Below are 25,375 nucleotides of genomic sequence, written 5' to 3' on the forward strand. Positions count from 1 at the left end.
GATGGAACGCCGCCCACGACGGCTGCATGGTCGTCCGGCGTCCGACGAAGGAGTCATGATGCGCACGACGACGAAGCGACTGCTCCCCCTGTTCGCGGCCACGGCCGTGCTCGGCATGTTCGGGGCCTCCGGTGCCGCCCTGGCCGAGGGGCATGACGGCGGACACGGATCCACCACCCTCGAGGCCCACCTCACCGAGCTGAACGACTCCGGGGCCTCCGGCACCGCCTGGGTCACGGTCGAGGGCAATGAAGTCACCGTGAACCTGGAGAACACGGGCCTGCTGGCCGGGTCCCCGCATGCCCAGCACATCCACGTCGGCGGCAAGAACCAGTGCCCCGATCCGAACATGGAGGGAAGCGGCGAGAACGGGGCCATCCAGGTCTCCGACGCCCACGACGACTATGGACACATCGTCACCTCGCTGACCACCGAGGGCGACACCAGCCCGGACAGCGGCCTGGCCGTGGACCGGTTCCCGGTGGGCGAAGATGCGTATGAGCGGACCATCGAGGTCAGCGACGAGGTCGCCGCGGATATCGCCGCCGGCGACGGCGTGATCGTCGTCCACGGCGTCGACCACAACGGCAGCGGGGCGTACGACGGCGATGTCGTCTCCGACCTCGACCCGAACCTGCCCTCCGAGGCCACCGATCCGGCCGCCTGCGGAACGCTCGACGTTGCCCAGATGGAGCAGTGGCCCGAGGGTGGTGCCGAGACCGGTGACGGCACCACTGCCGGGATCGAGCAGTCCGGTGCGATGCTCGCCGGTGGTGGGCTGCTGACCGCAGCGGCCGCCGGTGCCTTCGCACTGCGTCGTCGTCAGACCCAGAAGTGAGATGACCTCTCACGGAGAATCCCGACAGAACGGCGGCCGTCGCACGGCGGCCGTCGTTCTGGCGGCCCTCGCCCTGCTGGGTGCGGCGCTCCTGGTGTTCGCGCTGACCAGTCAGGTCGGCGCCCCGCCGGAGCCCGCGCTGCGCACGACCGGTGCGAGTGCGGACGGCACAGTTTCGGACGGCGCAGGTTCGGACGGCGGCGGCGCGGAGCCGTCGGACGCCGGAGGTGACGAGTCGTCGGCCGCTCACCGCGCCGAGACCGCCGAGCCTTCGCAGCAGCCGGCGACCGCGGCGCCGGAGAAGGCCGCCGCGGCTGCGCTCCCGGCGTCCGAGCCGACTGGCCTGCGCATCGATTCGATCGGCGTCGACGAGCGGGTCTTCCCGATCGGTCTCGGCGAGGACGGGAAGCTGCTGGCCCCCCGTGGGGAGCAGGCGGATCTCGCGGCCTGGTTCGACGGCTCTCCCACCCCGGGGGAGTCCGGGCCCGCCGTCATCGAGGGTCACGTGACCTGGGGCGGTGAACCCTCGGTCTTCTTCGAGCTCGGGGGCCTGCAGCCGGGGGACCGCATCGAGGTGGACCGGGAGGACGGCACCGTCGCGACCTTCGAGGTGTACGACGCGGCTCGGTACCCGAAGGACGAGTTCCCCACGGTGGCCGTCTACGGGAAGACGGACGGGTCGGAGCTGCGCCTGATCACCTGCAGCGGTGACCTCGACGTGGACGGGCACCACCTGGACAACACCGTGATCTCCGCACGACTCATCGAGAGCTGAGGACAGACCATGGCCGCCTCCCGCACTTCGCAGGGCTGGCTCGGTCCGCTGCTGCTGCGCCTGCACTTCTACGCCGCGATCCTGGTGGGCCCGTTCCTGCTGATCTCCGCCGCCAGCGGGGCTCTCTACGCGGTGAGCCCCCAGCTCGAGAAGGTCGTCCACGCCGAGGCGCTCACCGCCCCGGCCGACGCCGCCCCGCTTCCGCTCGCAGACCAGGTGGAGGCGGCGCAGGCCTACATCGGGCCGGACGCACAGCTCGCCGCCGTGAGACCGGCACCGCAGCCCGGGGACACCACCCGGGTGATGTTCGTCGACGAAGCGCTCGCCGAGGGCGAGTCCCGGGCGATCTTCCTCGATCCCGCCTCCGGCGAGGTGCGCGGTGACCTCACCGTGTACGGCACCAGCGGGGCCCTGCCGCTGCGCGGCTGGATCGACCAGCTCCACCGGAACCTGCACCTCGGGGACGCGGGACGGCTCTACAGCGAGCTCTCCGCCTCCTGGCTCGGAGTGATCGCCCTGGCCGGGCTGGGGCTGTGGATCCGGCGGGCTCGGCGCTCCCGGCGAAGGCGCGACCTGGTGCGACCGGATCTGCGGGCGCGCGGCTACCGACGCACCCTCTCCCTGCACTCCTCGGCCGGCTTCTGGGTGCTGCTGGGCGCGCTCTTCCTCGCCGCCACGGGGATCACCTGGTCGCAGTACGGCGGCGGGAACATCGGCACGATTCGCGCGGCATTCGGATTCACGACCCAGGCCGTCAGCCCCGCGTTGCCCGCCGCTGGCGACCCGACGGAGCCGGCCGACGGACAGGGTGAGCACGCCGGCCACGGCGCCGCTGCCGGTGGCGAGCAGGGGGAGCACACCGAGCATGGAGCATCGGGCGAAGCGCCGGACTGGGCCTCGATGGCCGGGCCGACCGACCGCACCGATCCGGCGGCGATCGACGACGTTCTCGCTGCCGGCAAGGCCGTCAACGTCGACACCGGCCTGGTCGAGATCCTTCCCCCGGCCGACGCCGACTCGGCCTGGGTGGTGCAGGAGATCCAACGCAGCTACCCGACGAAGGTCGACGCCGTGGCTGTCGACGGCGCCACTCTCGAGGTCATCGACCGGACCGACTTCGCCGAGCAGGATCTTGCCGCGAAGCTCACGCGCTGGGGCATCGACCTGCACATGGGGACGATGTTCGGCCTCGTCAACCAGATCGTGCTCTTCCTGATCGCCTCGACCTTGGTCGCGATGATCCTGTGGGGCTACGCGATGTGGTGGCAGCGGCGCCCGACCCGTGGGGGCCGCGGGCCGGGCAGGCCCCCACACCGCGGAGCATTGCGCCGCGCCCCCTGGTGGGGCCTGGCCCTGGTGCTGCTGGTCGCGCTCGGCATTGGTTTGATGCTCCCGCTGCTGGGACTGAGCTTGGCTGCGTTCGTGCTGGTCGACTCGATCGTGGGGAGGATGAGGAGGTCGTCGCAGCGGGGAGGGGCCTCCGGTGCCGACGCGTGACTACGCGGTCCGCAGCGAGCTGAACAGCAGGCTTGTCTGTGTGGAGTTGACCCCGGGGATGGCCCGGATCCGCTCGAGCGCCAGATCGAACTCGGAGAGGTTGCGGCAGCGGAGCTGGATCACGAGGTCCCAGGTCCCGGTGGTCGAGTGGAGCAGCTCGATCTCCGGGTAGCCGCGGATCTCGTGGACGATGTCGTGGTTGCGCCGGGTCTCGGTGGACACGAGCATGACGCCCTGGACCGAGTCCTGCTCGAGATCGCTGCTGACCCGGATCGTGAATCCCTCGATCACGCCGGTGTCCACGAGCCGGTCGATCCGCGAGGTGACGGTCGAGCGATTGATCCCCAGCTCCCGCGCCAGGACCGCCACCGGGGTGCGGCTGTTGGAGCGCAGAAGGGCGATGAGGCGGTAGTCCAGGTCGTCGAGCACGCAATCAGCGTAACGCCACCCGACAGAGTGCGGAAACATCGCGCATTCTGCCCGCAAGTCGGCGATTGCGCCGCCACATCGCCGAGCTCTACCGTCTCTCTTGGCCCAGGTGAGGGCGTGGTTCCGGGAGTTCCTCCCGCTGAGAGTTCGAGGTAGCGAAGTGCTCGATGTGTCCGTCCTCCCTGCCTTCCTGGTGGCGGTGCTCGTGATCCTGGTGACCCCCGGACCGGATATGGCCTTCCTGGTCGCGACCGGGATCAATCAGGGCCGCAGAGCGGCGGTGCGCGGAGCTTTCGGTGTCACCTCGGCGATGACCATCTGGGTGCTCGTCGCGGCGACGGGGCTGGGGGTGGCGCTGACGCAGCTGCCGTCGGCCCTCGATGCGATCCGGATCGCCGGCGCGGGCTATCTCCTCTTCCTCGCCGTCACCACCTGGCGGAACGCGGGGGCGGCGATGGCAGACGCGCAGACGGTCCCCCACGTGTTCCGTCGCGGCTTCCTGGTGAACCTCACCAACCCCAAGGTCGCGCTCTTCTTCGTGGCCTTCCTGCCCCAGTTCCTCGGCTCGGCGGATGAGCACCCCTTCGGCCAGATCCTCATGCTGGGCCTGCTGCTGCAGGCCACGGGGCTCATCGCGGACATCGCGATCGGCAGCGCGGCCGGACTGTTCCGGGATGCTGTGCTGGGCCGCCGCAAGGTGCGCCTGGCGCTCGACGGCGCGGCCGGCACGGTCTACGCCGCACTCGCCACCCTCCTGGTCGTGGGGGTCGCCCGCTCGTAGCGGCGAGATGCTGCCCCTCGGCATCGCTCGCGGTGTCGGCGCACGGGCCGGCTCGGTCATGATGGTGCGCGGACATGATGGTGCCCAGGCATGCCGGTGCACGGGCATGCCGGTGCCCGCGCGTCATGCGCCGGAGATCCCGGCGCCCTGCCCCGGATCCGCACCGAGTTGCGAGGAGGGACCCGATGATCACTCTGCACATCGACGGCCGACGGGTCGAAGACATCGCCTCCTTCTACGAGGAGGTGAACCGCGTCTTCATGCAGGGGGAGGACTGGCGCCTGGGGGAGAGCCTCGATGCCCTCGACGATCTGCTGTACGGCGGGTACGGTGCCCTGCACCGGCACGAGTCGGCCCGGGTGGTGTGGGAGGAGCACGAACTGTCCGCCGCCGCACTCGGTCTCCGCGCCACCCGCGAGCAGCTGCTCACGAAGCTCGCGACCCCGCAGCGGTATGACCAGGACCTCCTCCGTCGCCGACTCGAGCAGCTCGACGCCGAGGGCGGCCCCACCTACTTCGAGACGGTGCTGGAGATCTTCGGGTCTCACCCGGGGATCGAGCTCGTGCTGGCCTGAGCGGAGTGCAGCTCAGTCCTCCTGCCCCTGAGCGCTCCCGTCGGCCACCGGGGCGTGCCGCTCGAGGAACTCGAGCATCGAGACCCGGTCCACCCCGGTGAAGGTGCCCGTCGGCATCGCGGCCAGCAGCGAGGCGTGCAGCCGCGCGACCGGCCACACCGACCCCTCCCAGCGCTCCACGAGCGTCGGATCCGGCTCTCGGCAGCAGACCGGATCGGGACAGGAGGAGGAGTGGCGCACCGTCGTCTCCCGGCCCCGGAACCACTTCGTGTGCTGGTAGGCGGTGCCCACCGAGATCGAGAACTCCCCACCCGGACCGGATTCGATGTGCGAGGTGCACCAATAGGTGCCACCCGGCTTGTCGGTGTACTGGCAGTACTGCCCCATCCGGTCCTCGCTGCGGAACACCCGCCGCGCGCTCCACCAGCGGCACACCCGCTGCCCCTCCACCGCGCCGAGCGCATCGGTGGGGAAGCGGACCTCGTCGTTCTGGTAGGCCTTGAGGATCGTGCCGGAGGAGTGGACTTTCAGGAAATGCACGGGGATGCCCAGGTGATGGGTGGCCAGGTTCGTGAAGCGGTGCGCAGCCATCTCGTAGCTGACAGCGAACTCGTCCCGCAGATCCTCGACCGACAGCTCCCGTTCCGCCTTCGCCCGGTGCAGGAAGTCCAGTGCCCCCGCCTCGGGCAGCAGCAGCGCGCAGGCCAGGTAGTTCGTCTCCACGCGCTGACGCAGGAGGTCCCCGTAGTCCGCGGGCTCGCCCTTCTGCAGCACATGGGCGGCGATCGCCTGCAGCACCGTGGTGCGAGGATCCGAGGTTGCCCTGCCCAGCGGCAGGTAGATCCGCATATGCTCCGAATCCGTGATCGACCTGGTCGAATGCGGCAGGTCGGGCACCGAGTGCAGGGAGAAGCCGAGCTTCGCGGCCAGCAGTGACACCTTCGACTGGGACAGCGGCCCGCCTCGATGCCCGATCTGCTCCAGCAGCTCCCGGGCCGCCTCCTCGAGCTCGGGATAGTAGTTCCCGCCCTCGGACTGCTCCTGGCGGAGCTGTCCGTTCACCCGCCGCGCCTCCTCCGGGGTCGCGGCCCGCTCTTCGTGCAGGCGCCGCAGCTCCTCGTGCAGGGCCAGGATCGTCTCGATCGCCGCATCGGAGAGAGACTTGCGCACCGGCAGCTCGGGCAGTGGGAGGCTCTGGTAGAGGGTGCCGGCCTGGGCTCTCTCCAGCGCGATCTCCAGTGCCGCCCGACGGGACGGCGGCTCGGGCTCCAGCAGGTCATCCACGCCCACTTCGAGCGCGCGGGCGATCCTTCGCAGCTCGCCGAGTTTCAGCTCCCGCCTGCCGTTCTCGATCACGGACAGCTGGGAAGGGGCGCGCTCGACCCGCTGCGCCAGCTGGGCGAGGGAGAGACCACGCTCCAGCCGGCGCGCACGGATGCGCTGACCGATCAGCAGCGGGTCGAAGGAGTCATCCTCGACATCTGTCGCAGGGGTCGTCGCCGGGCCGGGAGCAACCTCGTCGTGCACCATGCGCACACGGTGCCATAGAAAAGTTCTGATCGACAGAAATATCGAGAAAGTTCTTCGAATCGGGGGGTTCTAGGGGGCTTACGTGGGCTGCAGAGTGTGACTACTCGATGAAGTTCGTCGAGAGCGACGGTGGACCCACCGCCCCGCACACCCCGATCGATCCCGAGGAGCCGACGATGACCACGCCCATCCCTCCCACCACCCCCATCCCTCCCGCAACCTCTCTCCCTCCTACCGCGCCCGGCACCCCCCGTGCCGGAGACCAGACCATGACCGCCGAGGAGCTCGCCCGCGATTGGGAGATCGACCCCCGCTGGCGGAACGTGCGCCGCGACCACACCGCCGAGGACGTCATCGCGCTCGCCGGGCCCGTCCGCGAGGAGCGCACCCTCGCCCGCCGCGGCGCGGAGACCCTGTGGGACCTCATCGAGCTGAACACCTCCGATCCGGAGCAATGGGTGCGGGCCCTCGGTGCTCTGACCGGCAACCAGGCCGTCCAGCAGGTCCGCGCCGGGCTGAAGGCCATCTACCTCTCCGGCTGGCAGGTCGCGGCCGATGCGAACCTCTCCGGGAAGACCTACCCCGACCAGTCCCTCTACCCCGTCAACTCGGTGCCCGCCGTGGTGCGCCGCATCAACAACGCCCTGCAGCGCGCAGCTCAGATCGAGCACGCGGAGACCGGCACGACCAGCCGCGAGTGGATGGCGCCGATCGTCGCCGACGCCGAGGCCGGCTTCGGCGGCCCGCTGAACGCCTACGAGCTGATGCTCTCGATGATCGAGGCCGGCGCCGCGGGTGTGCACTGGGAGGACCAGCTGGCCAGCGAGAAGAAGTGCGGCCACATGGGTGGCAAGGTCCTGGTCCCCACGTCGCAGCACGTGCGCACCCTCAGCGCCGCGCGCCTCGCCGCGGACGTCGCCGGCGCGCCGACGGTGATCATCGCCCGCACCGATGCCCTCGCCGCGAACCTGCTTACCAGCGACATCGACGAACGGGATCAGCCCTTCCTCACCGGGGAGCGCACCGCGGAGGGGTTCTACGCGGTCCGCCCCGGGATCGAGCCGGTGATCGCACGGGGCCTGGCCTATGCGGAGTACGCGGACCTGCTGTGGGTGGAGTCCTCCGAGCCGGATCTGGAGCTGGCCCGCACCTTCGCCGAGCGGATCCACCGCGACTTCCCCGAGCAGAAACTCGCCTACAACTGCTCGCCCAGCTTCAACTGGAAGCGCCACCTGGACGACGCCCAGATCGCCACCTTCCAGCGCGAGCTCTCCGCCATGGGCTACGCCTTCCAGTTCATCACCCTGGCCGGCTTCCACTCGCTGAACCACGGCATGTTCGAGCTGGCCGCCGGCTACCAGGAACGCCAGATGAGCGCCTACGTCGAGCTGCAGGAGGCCGAGTTCGCGGCAGCGGACCGCGGCTACACCGCCCACCGCCACCAGGCCGAGGTGGGCACCGGCTACTTCGACCGGGTCGCCACCGCCCTGAACCCGTCCTCCAGCACCCTCGCGCTCGTCGGCTCCACCGAGACGGCGCAGTTCTGATCGCCGCACCCCACCCCCACGTACCGGGCTGCACCCGCGCCCGCGCCCCGCCGTCGGCCCCCCGCACGACCTCCCCAGAAGGAGCAGGATCATGACTCTCACCCAGCAGCGTCCCACCCCGCCCGGCCCTCGTTCCCCGCGGCCCCCGCAGACCGTCCCGGCTACCTCCCAGCCGAGCCGGATCGAGCTGCTCGGACCGATGGAGCACCGCTTCGACGAGATCCTCACCCCGGAGGCGATGAGCTTCCTCGCCCAGCTGCACGACCGCTTCGCCAGCCGCCGCTCCCAGCTGCTCACCTCGCGAGCCATGCGACGCGAGGCGATCTCGGGTGGTGCGATGTTCGACTTCCGCCCCGAGACCGCCGCAATCAGGGACGACCCGACCTGGCAGGTCGCCGGCGCCGGCCCGGGCCTGACGGACCGCAGGGTCGAGATCACGGGCCCCACCGATCGGAAGATGACCGTCAACGCGATGAACTCCGGCGCGAACGTGTGGCTCGCCGACGGCGAGGACGCGTTGAGCCCCACCTGGCACAACGTCATCACCGGGCAGCTGAACCTGCATGACGCGATCCGTCGGCGGATCGACTTCGTGAGCGACGAGGGCAAGGAGTACCGCCTGGGGGAGCAGACCCCCACCATCGTGTTCCGGCCCCGCGGCTGGCACCTCCCCGAGCAGCAGCTGCGGTATCAGCGGGCCGATGGCCGCTCCTGCCGAGCCTCCGCCTCGCTGGTGGACGTGGGCCTGTACCTCTTCCACAACGCCCACGAGCTGATCACCCGCGGCACCGGGCCCTACCTCTACCTGCCGAAGCTGGAGTCCCATCTCGAGGCGCGGCTGTGGGACGAGGTGTTCACCATCACCGAGCAGCACCTGGGCCTGGAGCACGGCACCATCCGCGCCACGGTGCTCATCGAGACGCTCCCCGCAGCCTTCGAGATGGACGAGATCCTCTATGAGCTGCGCGATCACTGCGCGGGGCTGAACGCGGGCCGCTGGGACTACCTGTTCTCGATCATCAAGCAGTTCCGCGATCGCGGCCGCAACCAGGTCCTGCCTGACCGCTCGCAGCTGACCATGACTGTCCCGTTCATGCGGGCCTACACGGAACTGCTGGTGCGCACCTGCCACCGCCGCGGCGCCTACGCGATCGGCGGGATGAGCGCCTTCATCCCGAACCGTCGGGACCCTGCGGTCACCGCGAACGCCTTCGCGAAGGTCTCCGAGGACAAGGCGCGGGAGGCGGCCGACGGATTCGACGGCACCTGGGTCGCGCACCCCGACCTGATCCCGGCGGCGCGCGCCGAGTTCGACGCGGTGCTGGGGGAGCGACCCCACCAGCTCGCACGCATGCGGGAGGACGTGCAGGTCACGGCCGCGGACCTGCTGGACCTGCGGGTCGAGGGCGGCCGCATCACCACCGCCGGGATCCGCCAGAACATCCAGGTGGCGCTGCGCTACCTCGACTCCTGGCTGCGGGGCCAGGGCGCCGCGGCGATCGACAACCTGATGGAGGACGCGGCGACCGCCGAGATCTCCCGCTCTCAGCTGTGGCAGTGGATCAACCAGGGGATGCTCACCGAGGAGGGCATGCCGATCGTCAAAGAGCGGATCGAGTACTTCATCGACCGCTGCGCCGAGGAGCTCGGCGGTGATCCCGGAACGGACACCCCGGGCAGCCGGATCCCAGAAGCGGTCGAGCTGCTGAAGGATGCGGTGCTCGGCGAGGAGTTCCCGGCCTTCCTCACCACCGCGGCGTACGAGCGGCACCTGCGCTGAGCGCGGGCGGGGTGTCCGGTTCTGCTGCCCTGGCGACCGATGCGGACCTTCGCATCAGTCGCCAGGGCAGCAATAGTGAGAGGAGAGCGGGGCGCGGGGGCGTCCGTGACGGACGCGACGTGGAACTGCGTGGAACCGCGACGCTCCGGAATCCCCCCGGGGGTATCTTCAGCACATGCGGATCGGTATAGATGTGGGCACGACCAGGACAATTGCAGCGGGAGTGGATCGGGGTAACTACCCGGTGCTGAGCTTCCTGGACCCCGACGGGGATCCGCACGACCACTTCCCCTCCGTGATCGCTCTCGAGGGCGACGCCTTGGTGCACGGCTTCGAGGCAGAGCGTTCGGCGCGGGCCGGGGCACCCCATCTGCGTTCCTTCAAGCGACTGCTCGGAGACCCGACCACGCATCCCGGGACCACGGTCGAGCTGGGCGGGCGTGAGTTCGCCCTGCTGGATCTGCTCACCGGCTACCTCAGCGCCGTGCGCACCGCCCTGCCGGAGCCGGTGGGGGAGGTCGCGGTCTCCGTCCCGGCCCATGCCCATTCCGCTCAGCGGGTGATGACCCTCGAAGCATTCCGGCGCGCGGGCATCGACGTGATCGCGATGATCAACGAGCCCTCCGCCGCGGGCTTCGAGTACACCCACCACCAGAGTCGCTCCCTGACCTCGCGCCGCACCCGGATCGCGGTCTACGACCTGGGCGGCGGCACCTTCGACAGCTCCCTGGTGGAAGCCGACGGCGCCAGCCACGTGGTGCTCGGCAGCCGCGGCGAGAACCGCCTGGGCGGGGACGACTTCGACCAGGTCCTCGCGGACCTCGCGCTCGAACGGGCGGGACTGCGTCCCGAGGACCTCACTGCGGATCAGCACGCCGCGCTCCGTGAGGAGTGCCGCGAGGCCAAGGAGCGCCTCACCCCGCAGACCCGCCGGGTGATGATCGAGATCTCCGCAGAGCATGACCCGGTGATCCTCTCCGTGGACGACTTCTACGCCGCCGCGGCACCGCTCGTCGAGCGCACCCTGGAGGTGATGACGCCGCTGGTCGGCGCCCTCGACGCGGACTCCGGCATCGCCGGCATCTACCTGGTGGGCGGCGGTTCCGGTCTGCCGCTGGTGGCCAGGCTGCTGCGCGAACGCTTCGGCCGACGGGTGCACCGCTCGCCCTATCCCGCAGCCTCGACAGCGATCGGGCTGGCCATCGCCGTGGACCCTGACGCCGATGTCACCCTCACCGACCGGCTCTCCCGCGGCATCGGGGTGTTCCGCGAGGCGGATTCCGGCGAGGGCGTCACCTTCGATCAGGTCCTCACCCCGGACGCGCCCTTGCCGCAGACCGGCAGCACCAGTGTGACCAGGCGCTACACGGCCGCTCACAATCTGGGCTGGTTCCGCTACGTCGAACATCCCGCGCTCGACGAGGCCGGGGAGCCCCGCGGTGACCTGGTCCCCTTCGCGGACGTCCTCTTCCCCTTCGATCCCGCGCTGCGCGAGCTCGGCGCGGCGGAGCTCGCCGCCGTCACGGTCGAGCGCCGGGACGGCGGGCCGGAGATCGAGGAGACCTACACGGTGGACGCCGCTGGCATCGTCACCGTGCGGATCTCCGACCTGAACAGCGGGTTCAGCCGGGAGTACGGGCTCGCCCGTCGGGGCTGAACGCGAGGCGCGGCCGGCTGAGTGATCTCCGTCAGGTCGTGCTCGAGGACATCCCCGAGCCGCCTGGTGGGATGGTTCTCGACACCACCGGCGCCGTGATCAGTCGAGGACGGGCCGAAGCTCGAGCCATTCGTGGATCGGCTCGCCATCTTTCCCGGGCTCCGCGGAGAGCTCGGCGGCCAGCTCCACGGCCCGTTCATGACTGGCGACGTCGATGATCATCCAACCTGCCACCAGGTCTTTGGCGTCGAGGGCGGCGGAATCGGTGAGCGGGGGACTGCCCACTCCGTCGTACCTCACGAAGGTTCCCTCGGCGGACAGCGCCAGCGAGCCCACGAACTCGCCGCTCTCCCGCAGTCGGTCCGCGAAGTCCTCCATGTACTTCATGTGGTCCGCGACATCGCGCTCGGACCACTGATCCATCGGGACGTCGTTCACCCCGGCCGGGGCACCTCGGTAATGCTTCAGGAGCACGTACTTGGCCATGGCTGGCCTCCTTCGAGAGGGTCCGCCCAGTCTCCTCCGCGGAAGGTCTCACGGGAAGTGGGGAGGCGCGGCGACTCCCGGGCCGGGGGCTTCAGGACTGTCCGTGGAACTCGATGACCTCGTCGAGGATGTCGATGGTGTCGAGCTGCCAGGCGATCTCCTGCCGCAGGCGTTCGCGGTGCTCGCTCAGCACAGCCACGAGATCTTCGGTGCGGCACCCCTCCCGGACCAGGCCGGGCAGCACCGGCTGGATCTCGGTGCTCGTGAGCCCGGCGGCGAACAGCCGCTGGACCAGGCCGACCCGGTCCACCGCCTCCTGGCCGTAGCGACGATGCCCGGCCGGGGTGCGCTCGGCCAGGAGCAGGCCCTGCTCCTCGTAGTACCGCAGGGAGCGATGGCTGACCCCGGTGCGGGAGGACAGCTCACCGATGCTGAACGTGGACCCGTCGGTGGTCCTCACAGCGATGTCAGTGGTGGTCATGCCCGCACTGTACGACCTCCGTGGCGACGGTTCATGCAGGTCAGCGGCGTGTCGTCCGAAGTGACAACGATGTGAGGGCTCTGACATCAGGCCAGCGGAGACGTCAGGCCAGCGGAGACGTCAGGCCGGCGGGGACCTCAGGCCAGCGGGTTCGGCTGCGGGGGCAGGGCTTCGATGATGGGGTGGTCCTTGTTGATCACGCCCATCTTCGCCGCTCCGCCGGGGGCGCCGAGGTCATCGAAGAATTCGACGTTGGCCTTGTAGTACTCAGCCCACTGGTCCGGGGTGTCGTCCTCGTAGAAGATCGCCTCGACGGGGCAGACGGGCTCGCAGGCCCCGCAGTCCACGCACTCGTCCGGTTGGATGTAGAGCATCCGGTCGCCCTCGTAGATGCAGTCCACGGGACATTCGTCCACGCACGCTCGATCCTTGACGTCCACGCAGGGCAGTGCGATCACATAGGTCACGGGATTCGGTCCTCTCACTCGATGCTCCTCGGAGCGTAGGATCTCAAGTGCACTTGAGGTCAAGGAGACGCACCCGAGATGGGCGCGGCACAGGCCATGACATGGAGCACGAGGAGAGGGGGTCCGGGTGAACCCCACCCACGAGCCCGATGACCTGCTGACGATCGGCGAGATGAGCCACCGCACCGGCGTCGCGACGTCGGCGCTGCGCTATTACGAGGAGCTCGGTCTGGTGGGCTCGGTGCGCACTGGCGGTAACCAGCGTCGCTATCCTCGCCATATGCTGCGTCGGGTCTCCCTGATCTCCGTCGCGAAACGGCTCGGCATGCCGTTGTCCGATGTCAAAGAGGCTTTCGGAGATGTCCCGATGGAGAGCACCCCCTCGCACTCGGACTGGCAGCGTGCCTCCCGGCGCTGGAAGAAGCGGCTCGAGGAGCGGCGACGGGCCATCGAACGGCTCGAGCACGAGCTCACTGGCTGCATCGGTTGCGGCTGCCTCTCGCTCAAGGCCTGCGCACTGCTGAACCCGGATGACGCCCTCGCCGAGATCGGCCCGGGACCACGCCGCCTCGAGGATGTCACCGAGTTCCCCGAGGGCGACGCGGAGAGGTCTTGACCTCAAGTGCACTTGAGGTCTTATTGTCGTGGCAACACCACCATTGAAAGGATGATCCACATGGCTGACTACACGCTTCCTGATCTCGATTACGACTATGGCGCGCTGGACCCCTCGATCTCCGGGAAGATCATGGAGCTGCACCACTCCAAGCACCACGCGACCTATGTCAAGGGCGCGAACACGGCGCTGGAGAAGCTCGCTGCGGCTCGTGAGGCGAATGATTTCGGGACGGTGAACCAGTTCTCGAAAGACCTCGCGTTCAATCTCGGTGGTCACACGAACCACTCGATCTTCTGGAAGAACCTCTCGCCCGAGGGTGGCGACAAGCCCACCGGTGAGCTCGCAGCGGCGATCGATGAGTTCTTCGGGTCGTTCGATGCTTTCCGTGCGCATTTCACGGCGGCGGCGCTGGGTATCCAGGGCTCGGGCTGGGCTGTGCTCGCGTATGAGCCGCTCGGTGGGAACCTCGTGATCGAGCAGTTCTACGATCAGCAGAACGGTGTGCCGGTCGCGACGATCCCGCTGTTCCAACTGGATATGTGGGAGCACGCGTTCTACCTGGATTACCAGAACGTGAAGGCTGATTACGTCAAGGCGATCTGGAACATCGTGAACTGGGCGGATGTCCAGGCACGGTTCGTGAACGCGACGAGCAACGCCTCCGGCCTGGTCATCCCCACGGCCTGAGCTGAGCCTCGGCGCCGGCTCGACGACGGCGCCGGATTCGTCCTGCAGCACCGGCCTTCACCGGTCCGTGCTCCGCGGTGACAGTGGCCGGTCCCTCCGCGGAGGGACCGGCCACTGCGCTGTGACGGGACGGCCTTCGGGTCAGCTGTGGCGGTGAGTCGTCGCAGGCACGGACGTATCCTGGAGCCTCGGGAGGCGGGCGCTCCCGCGACAGCAGAACACGGCAGAGGAGGTCCCCATGGACGTCTCCGTCCTCGGCATCCTCTTCCTCCTGGCCATCCTCGCGGTGGTGGTGATCGCAGGAATCGCTCTGGTCGCCGTCGTGCTCGGGATCATCATGCTCGTGCGCAGGTCCACCGCACGCCCCGCCCCGATGACCTCCGTCGGCCGAGAGCATCCGCGCCGATAGCAGCCTCGGCCGGCCCTGGCGCCTTCGCCGCTCCGTGAGCCTTCACCGCACCGGACCTTTCGGACGATGTGTCAGCGCTGTCGCCCCCTCTACAGTGACAGGGTGGATGTCGATCGTGCCCCCTCTCCGGAAGCGCCCCGTGCTGTGATGCCGGCGCCGGCCGCTGCCGCCGGCCGAGCGGTCGCGGAGGGCGACACCGCCTCCGCCCTCGCCGCCACCCTGCGCGGCGCGATGCACGTGGCGTTCCTGGTGCTGCCGAGCGTCGGCGCGCTGCGGGCCATCACTGCCGAGGCGGTGACGCCGGCTCTCGCGATCCTCGCCGCCGCCGTGGTCGCCGCGATCTACCTGCTCGGATCCCAGCGCGCCCTGGCCCGCGGCGCAGCGGGACGCTCCACCCGCACCGACCTGCTGCTGCCCTCGCGCGGCTGGGTGCTGACGCTCTGCGTGGCCTGGATGGCCAGCACCTTCGTCTCCGCGGCCTTCGTCTGGATCGCCTTCCCGCTGTTCTTCCTGGTCCTGTTCGCGCTCGGCCGCATCGCCGGACCGCTGGTGATGTGGGGGGTCGCGCTCTGGGCGGTGATCGCCCCCGTGATCGCCCGCGAGCAGTGGTCGCTGGGAGTCGGCGAGATCCTCGGCCCGCTGGTCGGGGCGGCATTCTCACTGATCGCCCATGCCGTCTACCGTCGGCTGCTGCAGGAGACGGACCGCAACCGGGAACTCGTCGTCCAGCTGCGGGCCGCCCAGGCCGAGCTGGCCGATTCCGAGCGCCGCAAGGGCATCGCCGAAGAACGCCAGCGCCTCGCCCAGGACATCCACGACACCCTCGCCCAGGGGTTGAACTCGATCGTCATGCTCAGCCGCGGCGCCCGCAACGCCCACCCGACGGCCGGCGTCGAGTTCGGCCGCATCGAGGACACCGCCCGCGAGAACCTCGCCGACGCCCGCCGCCTGGTGCGGGATCTCGCCGACCGCGCTCCGCAGACCACCCTCGAACAGGCGCTGCGTGCCGCGATCTCGCGGGCCGAGGCGCTCGGGGACCTGGGGGAGCAGCCCCGCTGGGAGCTCCGCATCGACGGCACACCGCGCGAGCTGGAACCAGCGCAGGTCGAGACCCTGCAGCGTGCCGCCCAGTCGCTCATCGCCAACGTGCAGAGACACGCCGAGGCGCAGCGCTGCGTGCTCACCCTCGCCTGGTGGCCGGATCGGGTGAGCCTGGACGTGGTCGACGACGGCCGCGGCTTCGATCCTTCTGCCGCTCCCCGCCGGGGTGAGGGCGAGGGCGGCGACGGGCTGCGCCTGTTGCGCGCGCGGATGGACCGCGCCGGGGGGACGGTGACCATCGATTCGGCACCGGGAGAGGGCACCACCGTCGGCCTCTCCTTGCCGACCCGCACCCCGTTCACCTCCGACCCCACGAACCCCAGGCCACCGAACCCCGCCCCACCGAACCCCGCTGGGTCGACCCCCCTCCAGGAGCCAGGCGAATGAGCATCCGCATCATGATGGTCGACGACCATCCCGTGGTCAGGGCAGGACTGCGCGCCCTGCTCGAGGCCGACGAGGGGATCGAGGTGGTCGCGGAGGCGAGTTCCGGAGACGAGGCGATGAGGTCGCTGAACCTCCTCGCGCAGACCCCCGAGAGCGTCCCCGATCTCGTCCTCATGGACCTGAACCTCGGCGATGGGATCGGCGGGATCGAGACCACCCGGCAGCTGCGCGCCCGCTATGCCGCGGTCCAGGTGCTCGCCGTGACCACGTTCGACGCCGAGGCGGACATCGTCGGCGCCCTCGAGGCCGGCGCCACCGGCTACGTGCTCAAGGACTCTCCCACCGAGGCGCTGATCGCCGCCGTCGGCGAGGCCGCGGCCGGGCGCAGCATCCTCTCGCCCGAGGTGCAGCAGCGGCTGGTGGCCCGGATGACCAACCCCGCCACCGCTCTCTCACCGCGCGAGACCGAGATCCTCGAGGCGCTCGCCACCGGCGCCACGAACCGGGAGGTCGCCAAGGCTCTGTTCATCTCGGAGTCGACGGTGAAGACCCATCTGGTCCACCTCTACGACAAGCTCGGCGTGGACAGCCGCACCTCCGCGCTGCGCGTGGCACGGGAGCGCCGGCTGATCCGCTGATGCAGGTGGGAAGCGGGCCGACAGGCCGTGCCCGCGCACGGGGAGACCAGCGGTCCTCCCCTGCACGGGGGTGGACCGCCGGTCACGTGGAAGGCCGGAGAGACGGGGTCTCACCAGCGATGGGCCACGTCGATCACCAGGCGGGATCCGTCGCCGGGGCCGTCGAGCACGAACGTCCTCATCGGGAGCCGGGCGCGCACGCCGAGCCCGATCAGGGTCTGTCCCTCGAAGCTGCCGCTGAAGGCGACCTGACGGAAGGTGCGGTAGCCGTCGACGTTCACGGCCTGTGTCCGGTGGCGCGGGCTGAAGGTCGCGCGGTAGTCGCCATCGTGGGCCGGGGCGTTGATCAGGATCTCCAGGTCAGCGGCGCCGCTGAGGGGAACCGTGAATCCGGAGCCGAGCTGGGACACCCGGCTGACGTACTGCACGGAATACCCCGAGACGTCCCCCTGGAGGTCGACGACGAGCCGGTCGAAGCAGGAGTGCCGACCGGAGCGGAGGTTCTTGATCTGCGCCGAGGACATTCCCGTGGCGGATTCTGGGAGCGAGCCCCAGGTGAGGCCGCAGTAGGGGGCGGCGGTGGCCGTGGCGGGGGCGAACATCCCCAGGCCGAGCAGCAGTGCGCACGTCGCGAGGACGGACAGGACTCTCTTCTTCATGGCGGGCTCCTCAAGGAGGCGGCTGTGGCCACGACGGCCGGGCCGTATGCTGAGATTGTCCGCCTTTGCGGGGGCGCTATCCAGTGACCAGGCGGTCATGACAGCAGGATCGTGATCTGCCGCTGACCGGGGATCTCGTCGCCGCCCGCCCGGAAAACGAGACCATCAGGGCGAGCGCTCAGGCGAGTGCTCGACCGGGCGCTCGGTCAGGCAGACAGGCGCCACGAGACTTCGGTCCCGCTGGGCTGGCGGAGCGGCTGGCAGGATGGTCCCCATGACCGTGCTCGTCGCCTACGCGACCCACTCCGGAGCCACCCGCACCCTCGCCGAGACCCTCGCCGCCGCACTGCGCGCCGCCGGGCTCGAGGCGGACCTCATCGACATCGAGGACTCGCCCGATCCGGCCGACTACGACGCCGTGGTGCTCGGCTCAGGAGTACGCGTCGAGGCAATCGAGAAGACGGCCGCCGCCTGGGCGCAGCAGCACGCACCGGTGCTCGACCGGCAGCCCTTCGCGTTCTTCTCCTGCTCCGGTTCGGCCTCCGACCCGGCCAAGGGCGGGAAGCAGAAGGCGACCGACGCCTTCCTCGAGAAGCTCCCGGTCAGCCCGGTCGCGGTGAAGAACTTCCCCGGCTGGGTGCTCATGGACCGGATCCCCCTGCATGAACGGGTGCTGCTGAAGTCCATGCGCACCCCCACCGGCGACTTCCGCGACCTGCCGGCCGTCGAGGCGTGGGGCCGTGAGATCGCGCCGTTGCTGCGAGGCTGAAGCCCTGGGGCCGCGTCAGGAGGCTTCGGCGGTGCCTTCTGCTCGTCGCACGGCGGCGCTCTCCAGCAGCAGCCGGTGGAATCGCAGCTCTCCGGAGACCTCCGGGTGGAACGCCGTGGCCAGAAGATTCCCCTGCCGGACGGCCACGATGCGGCCGTCCTCGAGGCGCGCGAGCACCTCGACGTCCGGGCCCGCCAGGACCACCTCCGGGGCACGGATGAAGGTCGCCGCGACCGGCTCGTCGCCGAGCGCCGGGAGGAGGAGCGTCGCCTCGAAGGACTCCTGCTGCCGGCCGAAGGCATTGCGGCGCACCGTGATGTCGAGCCCGCCGAAGGTCTGCTGGCCTGCGATGGCATCCTCGAGCCGCTCCGCCAGCAGGATCATCCCGGCGCACGTCCCGTAGACCGGGAGGCCGGCAGCGATCTCCGCCTGCAGAGGCTCTCGCAGCCCGATGGATCGGGACAGCTTGTCGATCACGCTCGACTCGCCGCCGGGCAGCACCAGGCCGTCGAGGCCGACGAGATCCGCCGGTCGGCGCACCCGCACCGTCATGGCGCCGAGGGTCGCGAGCGCGCGCTCATGCTCACGGACGTCGCCCTGCAGAGCGAGGATGCCGATCCGCAGCGTGGGGGACTCCGCAGGCCCCTTCGCGTCGGTGACGGCAGCCCCCTCTGCGGCTGACGACGGTGCGGGGGCGCTGGTCACCAGCCGCGCTCGGCCAGGCGATGCGGAGCGGGCAAGTCGGCGACGTTGATGCCCACCATCGCCTCACCGAGCCCGCGCGAGACCTCCGCGATCACGGAGGGGTCGTCGTAGAAGGTGGTGGCCTTGACGATCGCCGCGGCACGCTGGGCCGGGTTGCCGGACTTGAAGATCCCGGAGCCGACGAACACCCCGTCGGCCCCCAGCTGCATCATCATCGCGGCATCCGCCGGAGTGGCCACGCCGCCCGCGACGAACAGCACCACGGGCAGGGCGCCGGTCTCGGCGACCTCCTTGACCAGCGCATAAGGGGCCTGCAGGTCCTTCGCGGCGAGGTAGAGCTCGTCCTCGCTCTTCGCCGCGAGCGCGCGGATCTCGGAGGAGATGGTGCGGATGTGCTTGGTGGCCTCGGAGACGTCACCGGTGCCGGCCTCGCCCTTGGAGCGGATCATCGCGGCGCCCTCGGTGATGCGGCGCAGGGCTTCGCCGAGGTTGGTCGCGCCGCACACGAAGGGCACGGTGAAGCGGTGCTTGTCGATGTGGTGGAGGTAGTCGGCGGGGGAGAGGACCTCGGACTCGTCGATGTAGTCCACGCCCAGCTCCTGGAGGATCTGCGCCTCGACGAAGTGGCCGATGCGGGCCTTGGCCATCACCGGGATCGACACCGTCTCGATGATGCTGTCGATCATGTCGGGGTCGCTCATGCGGGAGACCCCGCCCTGGGCGCGGATGTCCGCAGGGACCCTCTCGAGGGCCATCACGGCGACCGCGCCGGCGTCCTCGGCGATCTTCGCCTGCTCGGCGGTGACGACGTCCATGATGACGCCGCCCTTCATCATGTCGGCCAGGCCGCGCTTGACGGTGCCGGTGCCGGTGGTCGGCGAACCCGTGGTGGCCGCACTCGTGGTGGGCGTGCTGGTGCTGGGGGTGGTCTTCATGGGGAATCCCTCGTCGCTCGCGCGGCGCGGGCCGACGGCATCCAGCACGTCGGCCCTCCCTGCACCACATTGGCCTAGGTCAAAACGTAGCACGGCCCAGGTCGAAGTACGAGGAGGGGTCCGGGGAGTGGCCCGGGATCGACGAGGCCCGCCTAGACTCGCAGGGTGAGCACGGACAGCGACGTGGTGATCAGCGGCGGGACCGCTGCGGAGATCGCCGACAGCGTGCGGGCCCTCGTGGACCGCGGCGAGTTGGTCCCCGGGCAGAGCCTGCCCCCCGTGCGCGCCCTGGCCGAGCAGCTCGGGATCAACCGCAACACCGCCGTGGCCGCCTATCGCACGCTCGCCCGCTCCGGGGTCGTGGTCTCCCTGGGCCGCGCCGGCACCCGGGTCGCGCGGCGGCAGACCGTCGCACAGGAGGGCTTCGCCGCTGCCGGGTCTCTCCGGGATGTCGCCACCGGGAACCCTGATCCGCGCCTGATCCCGGACCTCGGCCCGGCCCTGACCGCCGCGGCCGGACGCCCCGTGCTCTACGGAGAGCCCGTGATCGACCCCGGTCTCGAGCAGTGGGCCAAGGAATGGATGAGCCCCGACGCCCCCGCGGAACCCACGGACCTGCATCTGACCCTGACCAGCGGTGCCGTCGACGCTGTCGAGCGGCTGCTCGCCCAGGCCCTGATGCGGGACGACGCCGTGGCGCTCGAGGATCCCTGCTTCCTCGCCAGCATCCAGATCGCCCGGCACGGAGGCTACCGGGCCATCCCGGTCCCGGTCGACGCCGAGGGGATGACCGCCGACGGCCTCCGGGCTGCGCTCGAGCAGGGGGTGCGGGCCGTCGTGTGCACCCCGCGCGCCCAGAACCCCACCGGGGCCTCGCTCAGCGAGCGTCGCGCCGCCGAACTGCGCGAGGTCCTCGCCGCGCACCCGTACGTGCTGGTCATCCAGGATGACTACTACTCGCTCCTCTCCCATCAGCCCTTCCACTCGATCGTCGGCCCCGCGCATCGGCGCTGGGCGCTGCTGCGCTCGGTCTCGAAGTTCGCCGGCCCCGACATGTGCCTGGCGGTCACCGCGACCGACCCCGAGACCGCAGGCCGACTCGCCCAGCGGCTCAGCCCCGGCACCACCTGGGTCAGCCACCTGCTGCAACGGATCACCCACGCCGTGCTGACCGACCCCGCCGCGCTCGCCCTCATCGACCGAGCCGGGGCCCACTACGCCGCGCGGAACACCGACTTCGCCGCCCAGCTCACGGCGCAGGGCCTGCCGGTGGAGGCGGGGGACGGGATGAGCCTTTGGGTCCCCGTGCCCGCGCCCGCCCGACTCGTCGCCGAGCGGCTCATGCGACGAGGGTGGCTAGTGCGCACCGGAGACGACTTCCAGCTTGCACCCGGCGCGGAACCGTCCCAGCACCTGCGGCTGACCGTGCACGACCTCGACAAGCAGGCCGCTGAGCGGCTCGCCGCCGATCTCGTCGCCGCAGTGGGGGAGAGCGCCGGCTGAACTGCCGCCCCGTATCGTGAGGCCGGTGGCGCAGCGCCTGCGTCGCGACGAGGTCAGGAGGCGACAGTGCAGATCGAGCTGGCCCTCCTGATCGTGATCGGCGCGGTGCTGCTCGGCGTCACCCTCCAACGCACCAGCGGCATGGGCACGGGCCTGGTGCTGTCACCGGCGCTGGTGCTCGCGATCGGGCCGGTGACCGGGATCCTGCTGACGAACATGACGACCGTGGTCTCGGCGACATTCCTGACTTTCGCTGTGCGCGCCGACATCGACTGGGGTCGCTATCTGCGTGTCGCGCCCGCCATCGTGGCGGGCGCCGTCCCGGCCGCGGTGCTGGTGCACTCGGTCGAGTCGGGCTGGCTGGAGGTGATCATCGGAGTCACGCTCCTGCTCTCGCTCGCCGTCACCCCGCTGCTCCGGGGGCGCGAGGCCGCGCTCTCGGCCACGCCGGCCGGGCTCCTCGCCGGGGCGCTCGGCGGCTTCCTGAACACCGCCGTCGGGGTGGCCGCCGCGGCGATGCTCGCCTACGCGCATGTGACCCGCTGGGACCAGCGGTCCTTCGCCGCGACGCTGCAGCCGATCTTCCTGACCATGGGCCTGATCTCAGTGATCTCGAAGCTGGTGGTGGGGGCCAGCGGATCAGCAGAACCCCCGCCCTGGCCGCTGGTGATCGCCGCCATCGGCTCCGTTCCGTTCGGGGTGCTGCTCGGCGGGATGGTGGTCAAGAAGGTGTCGGCGAGAACTGCTCGCCGGGTGGCGGTCGGGGTGGTCCTGCTCGGATCCTGCGCGACTCTGCTGCGAGGGCTCGGCCAGGTCGTCGGTCTCTGATCGGGTGGGATCGGGGCAGCCCTCTGCGCGGCTGGATGTGCGGCTGGGCTGGGCTGGGCTGCGCTGAGCTGGCGCACACCTCCGGCCCCGCCCTGAAACGCATCGATCCCCTCTCAGCTGTCGTCACGAGGGGCTCGTGACGACAGCTGAGAGGGGATGGACACTCCTGGCGTCTGGCGACTAACAACCAGGGAAGGAACAGCCAGGGAAGGAACAGTCACACGATGAACAGCAGCCCTGGCGCGAACGCCACCAGGAGCACCACGATCAGCCCCAGCCCGTAGAAGGGCAGCAGAGCTCGCGCGGTCTCCAGGATCGGAACCTTGCCGATCGAGGCGGAGATGAACAGCGTGGTCCCCACCGGCGGGGTGTAGAGGCCCATCGCGAGGGTCACCACCATGATGATGCCGAAGTGGATCATGTCCATCCCGATCGCATTGGCGACCGGCAGCATCACCGGGGTGAGCAGCAGGATCGCCGGCGAGATGTCCAGGAACATGCCCACGATCAGCAGGATCACGATCATGGCGAGCACGACCAGCCAGTCCGCCTGGAGGGTGGAGGTCAGGGTCTCGGCCAGGGCCTGCGGGGCCTCCTGGATGGTCAGCAGCCACGCCAGCGCGGAGGAGAACATGATCAGCAGCAGCACCACGGCGCTCGCCGAGGCGGATTCGATCAGTGCCCTCTTGAACTGCTTGACGCTGAGGTCGCGGTAGAGGAGCACCCGCACGCCGAGGGCGTACAGGACCGCCAGCACGGACACCTCGGTCACAGTCGCGATGCCGGTGAACAGCACGATGCGGATCAGGATGATCGGGATCAGGATCGCGGGGGTCGCGAACAGCAGGTCGATCAGCAGGCGCTTCGCGGTGAACTTCGCCCGCACCCGCGGGAATCCGGCCTTCCAGGCCACCAGCCAGCAGCCGATCAGCAGCAGGATCGCGGCGAGCACGCCCGGGCCGATGCCGGCGGTGAACACCGCCGCGACCGAGGCGCCGGAGGCGGAGGCGAACAGGATCATCGGGATCGAGGGCGGCAGGATCACGCCGAGCGAGGAGGCGGAGGCGTTGACCGCGGTGGCGTAGCCGCCGCTGTAGCCCAGGCGCTTGGTCCAGGGGATGACCACCTTGCCGATGCCGGTGGCGTCGGCGACCGCGGAGCCGGAGATGCCGGCGAACACGGCGTTGGTCAGCACGCTGGTCATGCCCACGCCGCCGCGGAGGCGACCCACCACCCGGGTGGCCAGACCGATCACCTGGGCGCCGAGCTTCCCGCTGAACAGCAGGTCAGCGGTGAGGATGAAGAACGGGATGGCGAGGATCGAGTAGTCCCCGACGGGGCTGAACGACTGCTGGGCAAGGCCCTCCATGGGCAGGGAGCCCACGGCGAACAGGCCCACGATGGCGCCCGCGATGATCGACAGCGCAACGGGGATGCCGAGCAGCAGCAGGATGATGAATACGGCGACTGCGATGAGAGCTTCAAGCACCGGGGGTCTCCTTCGGCGAGTCCTGCGTCGAGGCATCGTCCTGCGCGGACGGGGCGTCCGGGCTGCCCGACGGGACGGTCGCGATGACCTCGTCGGGGATCCCGTGGCGGAAGTAGTGGACGGTGCGGGCACCGGCCTGGATCGCCATCACCGCGACCATCACGATGAAGGCGCTGAAGCTGCCCAGCTGCGGCCAGCCCATGATGGGGGTGGACTGTGCGGCCATCGGCGGGATCAGGTAGACCGCCAGATAGGTGAGATAGGCCAGCAGCAGGGTGGAGAACGCCCAGATGGCGATCTGCGCCCGCTCGAACGCCTTCCCGGTGAGCCTGCTGACCAGGACATCCACCGCGATGTGACCACGGCTGCCCTGCGCCACGATGGCGCCGCCGGCGATCAGCCAGGGGAACAGGTAGGTGGGGCCCTCGGCGGCGATCGCCAGGGAGGAGTTCAGGAAGTAGCGCATGATGACGGCGAGGGTCACCAGGGCCACGATGAGCAGGGTCGAGATGATCGCGATCCAGCCACCGATCTGTGCGGTGACCCGGTTGATCGGCTCCTCGGGCTGGGCGTCGTCGCTGTGCCCGTCGGAGGTGTCGAGGGAGGCGAGGTCCTCCTCGGTGATGACGGGATCGCGCTCGATGGCGCCGCCCACGGTGGGGGAGGTCCGGCTCATGATGCACTCTCCTGATGCTCGGCGCGGACGGCATCCGCAGCGGCGGTGATCTGCTCGAAGAACTCCGGGTTCTTCTGCTGCCAGCGGTCGTACACCGGATGGGTGGCCTCGCGGAACAGGGCGCGGTCCGGATGCGTGACCTCGAGGGTCTGCTCGAACTCGGCGTAGATCTCCTCGCTCTGCTCGTTCATCAGGCGCCGCTGCTCCTGCTGCGCCTCCACGGAGGCCTCCTCGATCACGGTGCGGATGGCCGGATCGAGGTTCTGCCACCGGGTGGTCGACATGACGAAGGGGTTCGTCTCGTACTTGTGCCCGGTCACCGCGAGATGGGTCTGCACCTCCTGCAGCGAGGAGCTGAAGATGTTGACCACCGGGTTCTCCTGGCCGTCGACGGCACCCTGGCGCAGTCCCAGGTACAGCTCGCCGAACGCCATCGGCGTCGGGTTCGCGCCCAGCTCGCCGAAGATGTCGATGGTCATCGGATCATCGGGGGTGCGGATCTTCAGACCGGCGAGATCCTCGGGGGCCTCGATCGGGCGCACCGAGTTGGTGATGTCGCGCATGCCGTTGTCCCAGAAGCCCAGGACGTGGAAGCCCTTCTCCTCGGCGAGGGCGGCGATGCTGTCCTGGATCTCGCCGTCGAGCACCTGGTAGGCGTGGGCCGAGCTCTCGAACAGGAACGGCAGGCCGATCAGCGAGGACTCCGGGACGTACGAGGAGAACGGCCCCTGGGAGTTGATCGACATGTCCAGGGTTCCGGCGGCGACGGAGACCATCATCTCGGAGTCGTTGCCCACAGATTCCTGGCCGAGGATCTGGATCTCGACCTCGCCGTCGGACTTCTCCGCGACGAGGCGCTGGAAGGCGAGGGCGCCCTCGGAACGGGGGTTCCCGGGGGCGGCGCCGTGGCCCAGGATGATGCGCACCGAATCGGTGCGGCGGGGGCCGTCACCGCCGGCGCAGGCGCTGAGGCCGACGCCGGCGAGTCCCGCCAGGGCGGCGCCGCGAAGCAGATCGCGGCGACCCGGCGAGCGGCCGGAGATACGGGGAGGGGTCATGGGGGTCCTCCTGGGGCCAGGGAGCGTCATCGCCCCCTGGGTCGGGGTGGGCCGGGCCGACGGCTGTCG

27 protein-coding genes are annotated in these 25,375 nt (G+C 70.0%); 16 read left to right on the forward strand and 11 right to left on the reverse strand.

Annotated elements, in window-relative coordinates; genetic code table 11:
• Positions 1-55: 55 nt before the first annotated feature.
• Genes ACT3T9_RS09390 through ACT3T9_RS09400 form a run of 3 tightly spaced genes read left to right on the forward strand, consistent with a single transcriptional unit; the run spans position 56 to position 3,110 of the window.
• Positions 56-838: a hypothetical protein gene (locus tag ACT3T9_RS09390; RefSeq protein ID WP_444606419.1), complete on the forward strand. Its 783-nt coding sequence runs from the start codon at positions 56-58 to the stop codon at positions 836-838.
• A gap of 1 nt (position 839) precedes the next feature.
• A complete protein-coding gene (locus ACT3T9_RS09395) occupies positions 840-1,613 on the forward strand; it encodes a class F sortase (RefSeq protein WP_444606420.1) in 774 nt (257 codons plus the stop codon).
• 9 nt (positions 1,614-1,622) lie between these two features.
• A complete protein-coding gene (locus ACT3T9_RS09400) occupies positions 1,623-3,110 on the forward strand; it encodes a PepSY-associated TM helix domain-containing protein (protein WP_444606421.1) in 1,488 nt (495 codons plus the stop codon).
• Here ACT3T9_RS09400 and ACT3T9_RS09405 read toward each other — a convergent pair whose 3' ends face one another.
• Positions 3,111-3,539 (reverse strand): Lrp/AsnC family transcriptional regulator, encoded by a 429-nt coding sequence (locus tag ACT3T9_RS09405; RefSeq protein ID WP_441445960.1) that lies wholly within the window; start codon positions 3,537-3,539, stop codon positions 3,111-3,113.
• A 169-nt stretch (positions 3,540-3,708) separates the two neighbouring features.
• Here ACT3T9_RS09405 and ACT3T9_RS09410 point away from each other — a divergent pair, with 169 nt between their 5' ends.
• On the forward strand, positions 3,709-4,320 hold the full coding sequence (locus ACT3T9_RS09410) for a LysE family translocator (RefSeq protein WP_345075927.1): 612 nt from the start codon (positions 3,709-3,711) through the stop codon (positions 4,318-4,320).
• Between the two features lie 185 nt (positions 4,321-4,505).
• The gene (locus ACT3T9_RS09415) at positions 4,506-4,895 is read left to right on the forward strand and encodes a barstar family protein (protein WP_345075928.1); all 390 of its coding nucleotides are present in this window, start codon (positions 4,506-4,508) and stop codon (positions 4,893-4,895) included.
• Between the two features lie 12 nt (positions 4,896-4,907).
• On the opposite strand, the gene ACT3T9_RS09420 is transcribed toward ACT3T9_RS09415, so the two are convergent.
• On the reverse strand, positions 4,908-6,425 hold the full coding sequence (locus ACT3T9_RS09420; RefSeq protein WP_345075929.1) for a helix-turn-helix domain-containing protein: 1,518 nt from the start codon (positions 6,423-6,425) through the stop codon (positions 4,908-4,910).
• Positions 6,426-6,601: 176 nt separating this feature from the next.
• On the opposite strand from ACT3T9_RS09420, the gene aceA reads away from it, so the two are divergent.
• The 3 genes from aceA (at position 6,602) to ACT3T9_RS09435 (ending at position 11,409) form a co-directional block, all read left to right on the forward strand.
• Positions 6,602-7,972: an isocitrate lyase gene (aceA, locus tag ACT3T9_RS09425; RefSeq protein ID WP_444606422.1), complete on the forward strand. Its 1,371-nt coding sequence runs from the start codon at positions 6,602-6,604 to the stop codon at positions 7,970-7,972.
• 91 nt (positions 7,973-8,063) lie between these two features.
• Positions 8,064-9,752, forward strand: coding sequence for a malate synthase A (gene aceB / locus ACT3T9_RS09430; RefSeq protein WP_444606423.1), 1,689 nt, complete (start codon positions 8,064-8,066; stop codon positions 9,750-9,752).
• 175 nt (positions 9,753-9,927) lie between these two features.
• On the forward strand, positions 9,928-11,409 hold the full coding sequence (locus ACT3T9_RS09435) for an Hsp70 family protein (RefSeq protein ID WP_444592053.1): 1,482 nt from the start codon (positions 9,928-9,930) through the stop codon (positions 11,407-11,409).
• Positions 11,410-11,508: 99 nt separating this feature from the next.
• Here ACT3T9_RS09435 and ACT3T9_RS09440 read toward each other — a convergent pair whose 3' ends face one another.
• The 3 genes from ACT3T9_RS09440 to fdxA all read right to left on the reverse strand — a co-directional run bounded on the left by ACT3T9_RS09440 (position 11,509) and on the right by fdxA (position 12,843).
• Entirely contained in the window at positions 11,509-11,895 is a 387-nt protein-coding gene (locus tag ACT3T9_RS09440) for a YciI family protein (protein WP_444606424.1), read from the reverse strand.
• 91 nt (positions 11,896-11,986) lie between these two features.
• Complete coding sequence (locus ACT3T9_RS09445; RefSeq protein WP_444592055.1) at positions 11,987-12,376, reverse strand: MerR family transcriptional regulator; 390 nt, start codon at positions 12,374-12,376, stop codon at positions 11,987-11,989.
• Between the two features lie 137 nt (positions 12,377-12,513).
• Complete coding sequence (gene fdxA, locus ACT3T9_RS09450; RefSeq protein ID WP_345075936.1) at positions 12,514-12,843, reverse strand: ferredoxin; 330 nt, start codon at positions 12,841-12,843, stop codon at positions 12,514-12,516.
• A 127-nt stretch (positions 12,844-12,970) separates the two neighbouring features.
• On the opposite strand from fdxA, the gene soxR reads away from it, so the two are divergent.
• From soxR to ACT3T9_RS09475, 5 genes are all read left to right on the forward strand, one after another.
• Positions 12,971-13,459 (forward strand): redox-sensitive transcriptional activator SoxR, encoded by a 489-nt coding sequence (soxR, locus tag ACT3T9_RS09455; RefSeq protein ID WP_444592056.1) that lies wholly within the window; start codon positions 12,971-12,973, stop codon positions 13,457-13,459.
• 60 nt (positions 13,460-13,519) lie between these two features.
• Positions 13,520-14,149 (forward strand): superoxide dismutase, encoded by a 630-nt coding sequence (locus tag ACT3T9_RS09460; RefSeq protein ID WP_345075938.1) that lies wholly within the window; start codon positions 13,520-13,522, stop codon positions 14,147-14,149.
• Positions 14,150-14,387: 238 nt separating this feature from the next.
• Positions 14,388-14,558 carry a hypothetical protein gene (locus ACT3T9_RS09465; RefSeq protein WP_345075939.1) on the forward strand — a complete coding sequence of 57 codons (171 nt, stop codon included), beginning with the start codon at positions 14,388-14,390 and terminating at the stop codon, positions 14,556-14,558.
• Positions 14,559-14,660: 102 nt separating this feature from the next.
• Positions 14,661-16,046 carry an ATP-binding protein gene (locus ACT3T9_RS09470; protein ID WP_444606425.1) on the forward strand — a complete coding sequence of 462 codons (1,386 nt, stop codon included), beginning with the start codon at positions 14,661-14,663 and terminating at the stop codon, positions 16,044-16,046.
• On the forward strand, positions 16,043-16,684 hold the full coding sequence (locus ACT3T9_RS09475; protein ID WP_444606426.1) for a response regulator: 642 nt from the start codon (positions 16,043-16,045) through the stop codon (positions 16,682-16,684). The genes ACT3T9_RS09470 and ACT3T9_RS09475 overlap by 4 nt, the downstream gene beginning before the upstream one ends.
• Positions 16,685-16,794: 110 nt before the next feature.
• Here the strand turns inward: ACT3T9_RS09475 and ACT3T9_RS09480 are convergent, their stop codons facing one another.
• Positions 16,795-17,343 carry an AMIN-like domain-containing (lipo)protein gene (locus ACT3T9_RS09480; protein ID WP_444592059.1) on the reverse strand — a complete coding sequence of 183 codons (549 nt, stop codon included), beginning with the start codon at positions 17,341-17,343 and terminating at the stop codon, positions 16,795-16,797.
• A 274-nt stretch (positions 17,344-17,617) separates the two neighbouring features.
• On the opposite strand from ACT3T9_RS09480, the gene ACT3T9_RS09485 reads away from it, so the two are divergent.
• Positions 17,618-18,112 carry a flavodoxin domain-containing protein gene (locus tag ACT3T9_RS09485; RefSeq protein WP_444592060.1) on the forward strand — a complete coding sequence of 165 codons (495 nt, stop codon included), beginning with the start codon at positions 17,618-17,620 and terminating at the stop codon, positions 18,110-18,112.
• Positions 18,113-18,127: 15 nt separating this feature from the next.
• Here the strand turns inward: ACT3T9_RS09485 and pdxT are convergent, their stop codons facing one another.
• Together pdxT and pdxS are read right to left on the reverse strand one after the other, a co-directional pair.
• On the reverse strand, positions 18,128-18,736 hold the full coding sequence (gene pdxT / locus ACT3T9_RS09490; protein WP_444606524.1) for a pyridoxal 5'-phosphate synthase glutaminase subunit PdxT: 609 nt from the start codon (positions 18,734-18,736) through the stop codon (positions 18,128-18,130).
• 77 nt (positions 18,737-18,813) lie between these two features.
• Complete coding sequence (gene pdxS / locus ACT3T9_RS09495) at positions 18,814-19,752, reverse strand: pyridoxal 5'-phosphate synthase lyase subunit PdxS (RefSeq protein ID WP_444606427.1); 939 nt, start codon at positions 19,750-19,752, stop codon at positions 18,814-18,816.
• A gap of 165 nt (positions 19,753-19,917) precedes the next feature.
• Here pdxS and ACT3T9_RS09500 point away from each other — a divergent pair, with 165 nt between their 5' ends.
• Positions 19,918-21,255: an aminotransferase class I/II-fold pyridoxal phosphate-dependent enzyme gene (locus ACT3T9_RS09500; RefSeq protein ID WP_444606428.1), complete on the forward strand. Its 1,338-nt coding sequence runs from the start codon at positions 19,918-19,920 to the stop codon at positions 21,253-21,255.
• A gap of 66 nt (positions 21,256-21,321) precedes the next feature.
• Positions 21,322-22,083 (forward strand): TSUP family transporter, encoded by a 762-nt coding sequence (locus ACT3T9_RS09505; protein ID WP_444606429.1) that lies wholly within the window; start codon positions 21,322-21,324, stop codon positions 22,081-22,083.
• Between the two features lie 217 nt (positions 22,084-22,300).
• On the opposite strand, the gene ACT3T9_RS09510 is transcribed toward ACT3T9_RS09505, so the two are convergent.
• Genes ACT3T9_RS09510 through ACT3T9_RS09520 form a run of 3 tightly spaced genes read right to left on the reverse strand, consistent with a single transcriptional unit; the run spans position 22,301 to position 25,306 of the window.
• Positions 22,301-23,572, reverse strand: coding sequence for a TRAP transporter large permease (locus ACT3T9_RS09510; protein WP_444606430.1), 1,272 nt, complete (start codon positions 23,570-23,572; stop codon positions 22,301-22,303).
• A complete protein-coding gene (locus ACT3T9_RS09515) occupies positions 23,565-24,248 on the reverse strand; it encodes a TRAP transporter small permease (protein WP_444606431.1) in 684 nt (227 codons plus the stop codon). The genes ACT3T9_RS09510 and ACT3T9_RS09515 overlap by 8 nt, the downstream gene beginning before the upstream one ends.
• Positions 24,245-25,306 carry a TRAP transporter substrate-binding protein gene (locus ACT3T9_RS09520; RefSeq protein ID WP_444606432.1) on the reverse strand — a complete coding sequence of 354 codons (1,062 nt, stop codon included), beginning with the start codon at positions 25,304-25,306 and terminating at the stop codon, positions 24,245-24,247. Before ACT3T9_RS09520 ends, ACT3T9_RS09515 begins: the two co-directional genes overlap by 4 nt.
• Positions 25,307-25,375: the final 69 nt, after the last annotated feature.

It is taken from the genome of Brachybacterium sp. AOP29-B2-41, assembly GCF_052378395.1.
Taxonomy (GTDB): Bacteria; Actinomycetota; Actinomycetes; order Actinomycetales; family Dermabacteraceae; genus Brachybacterium.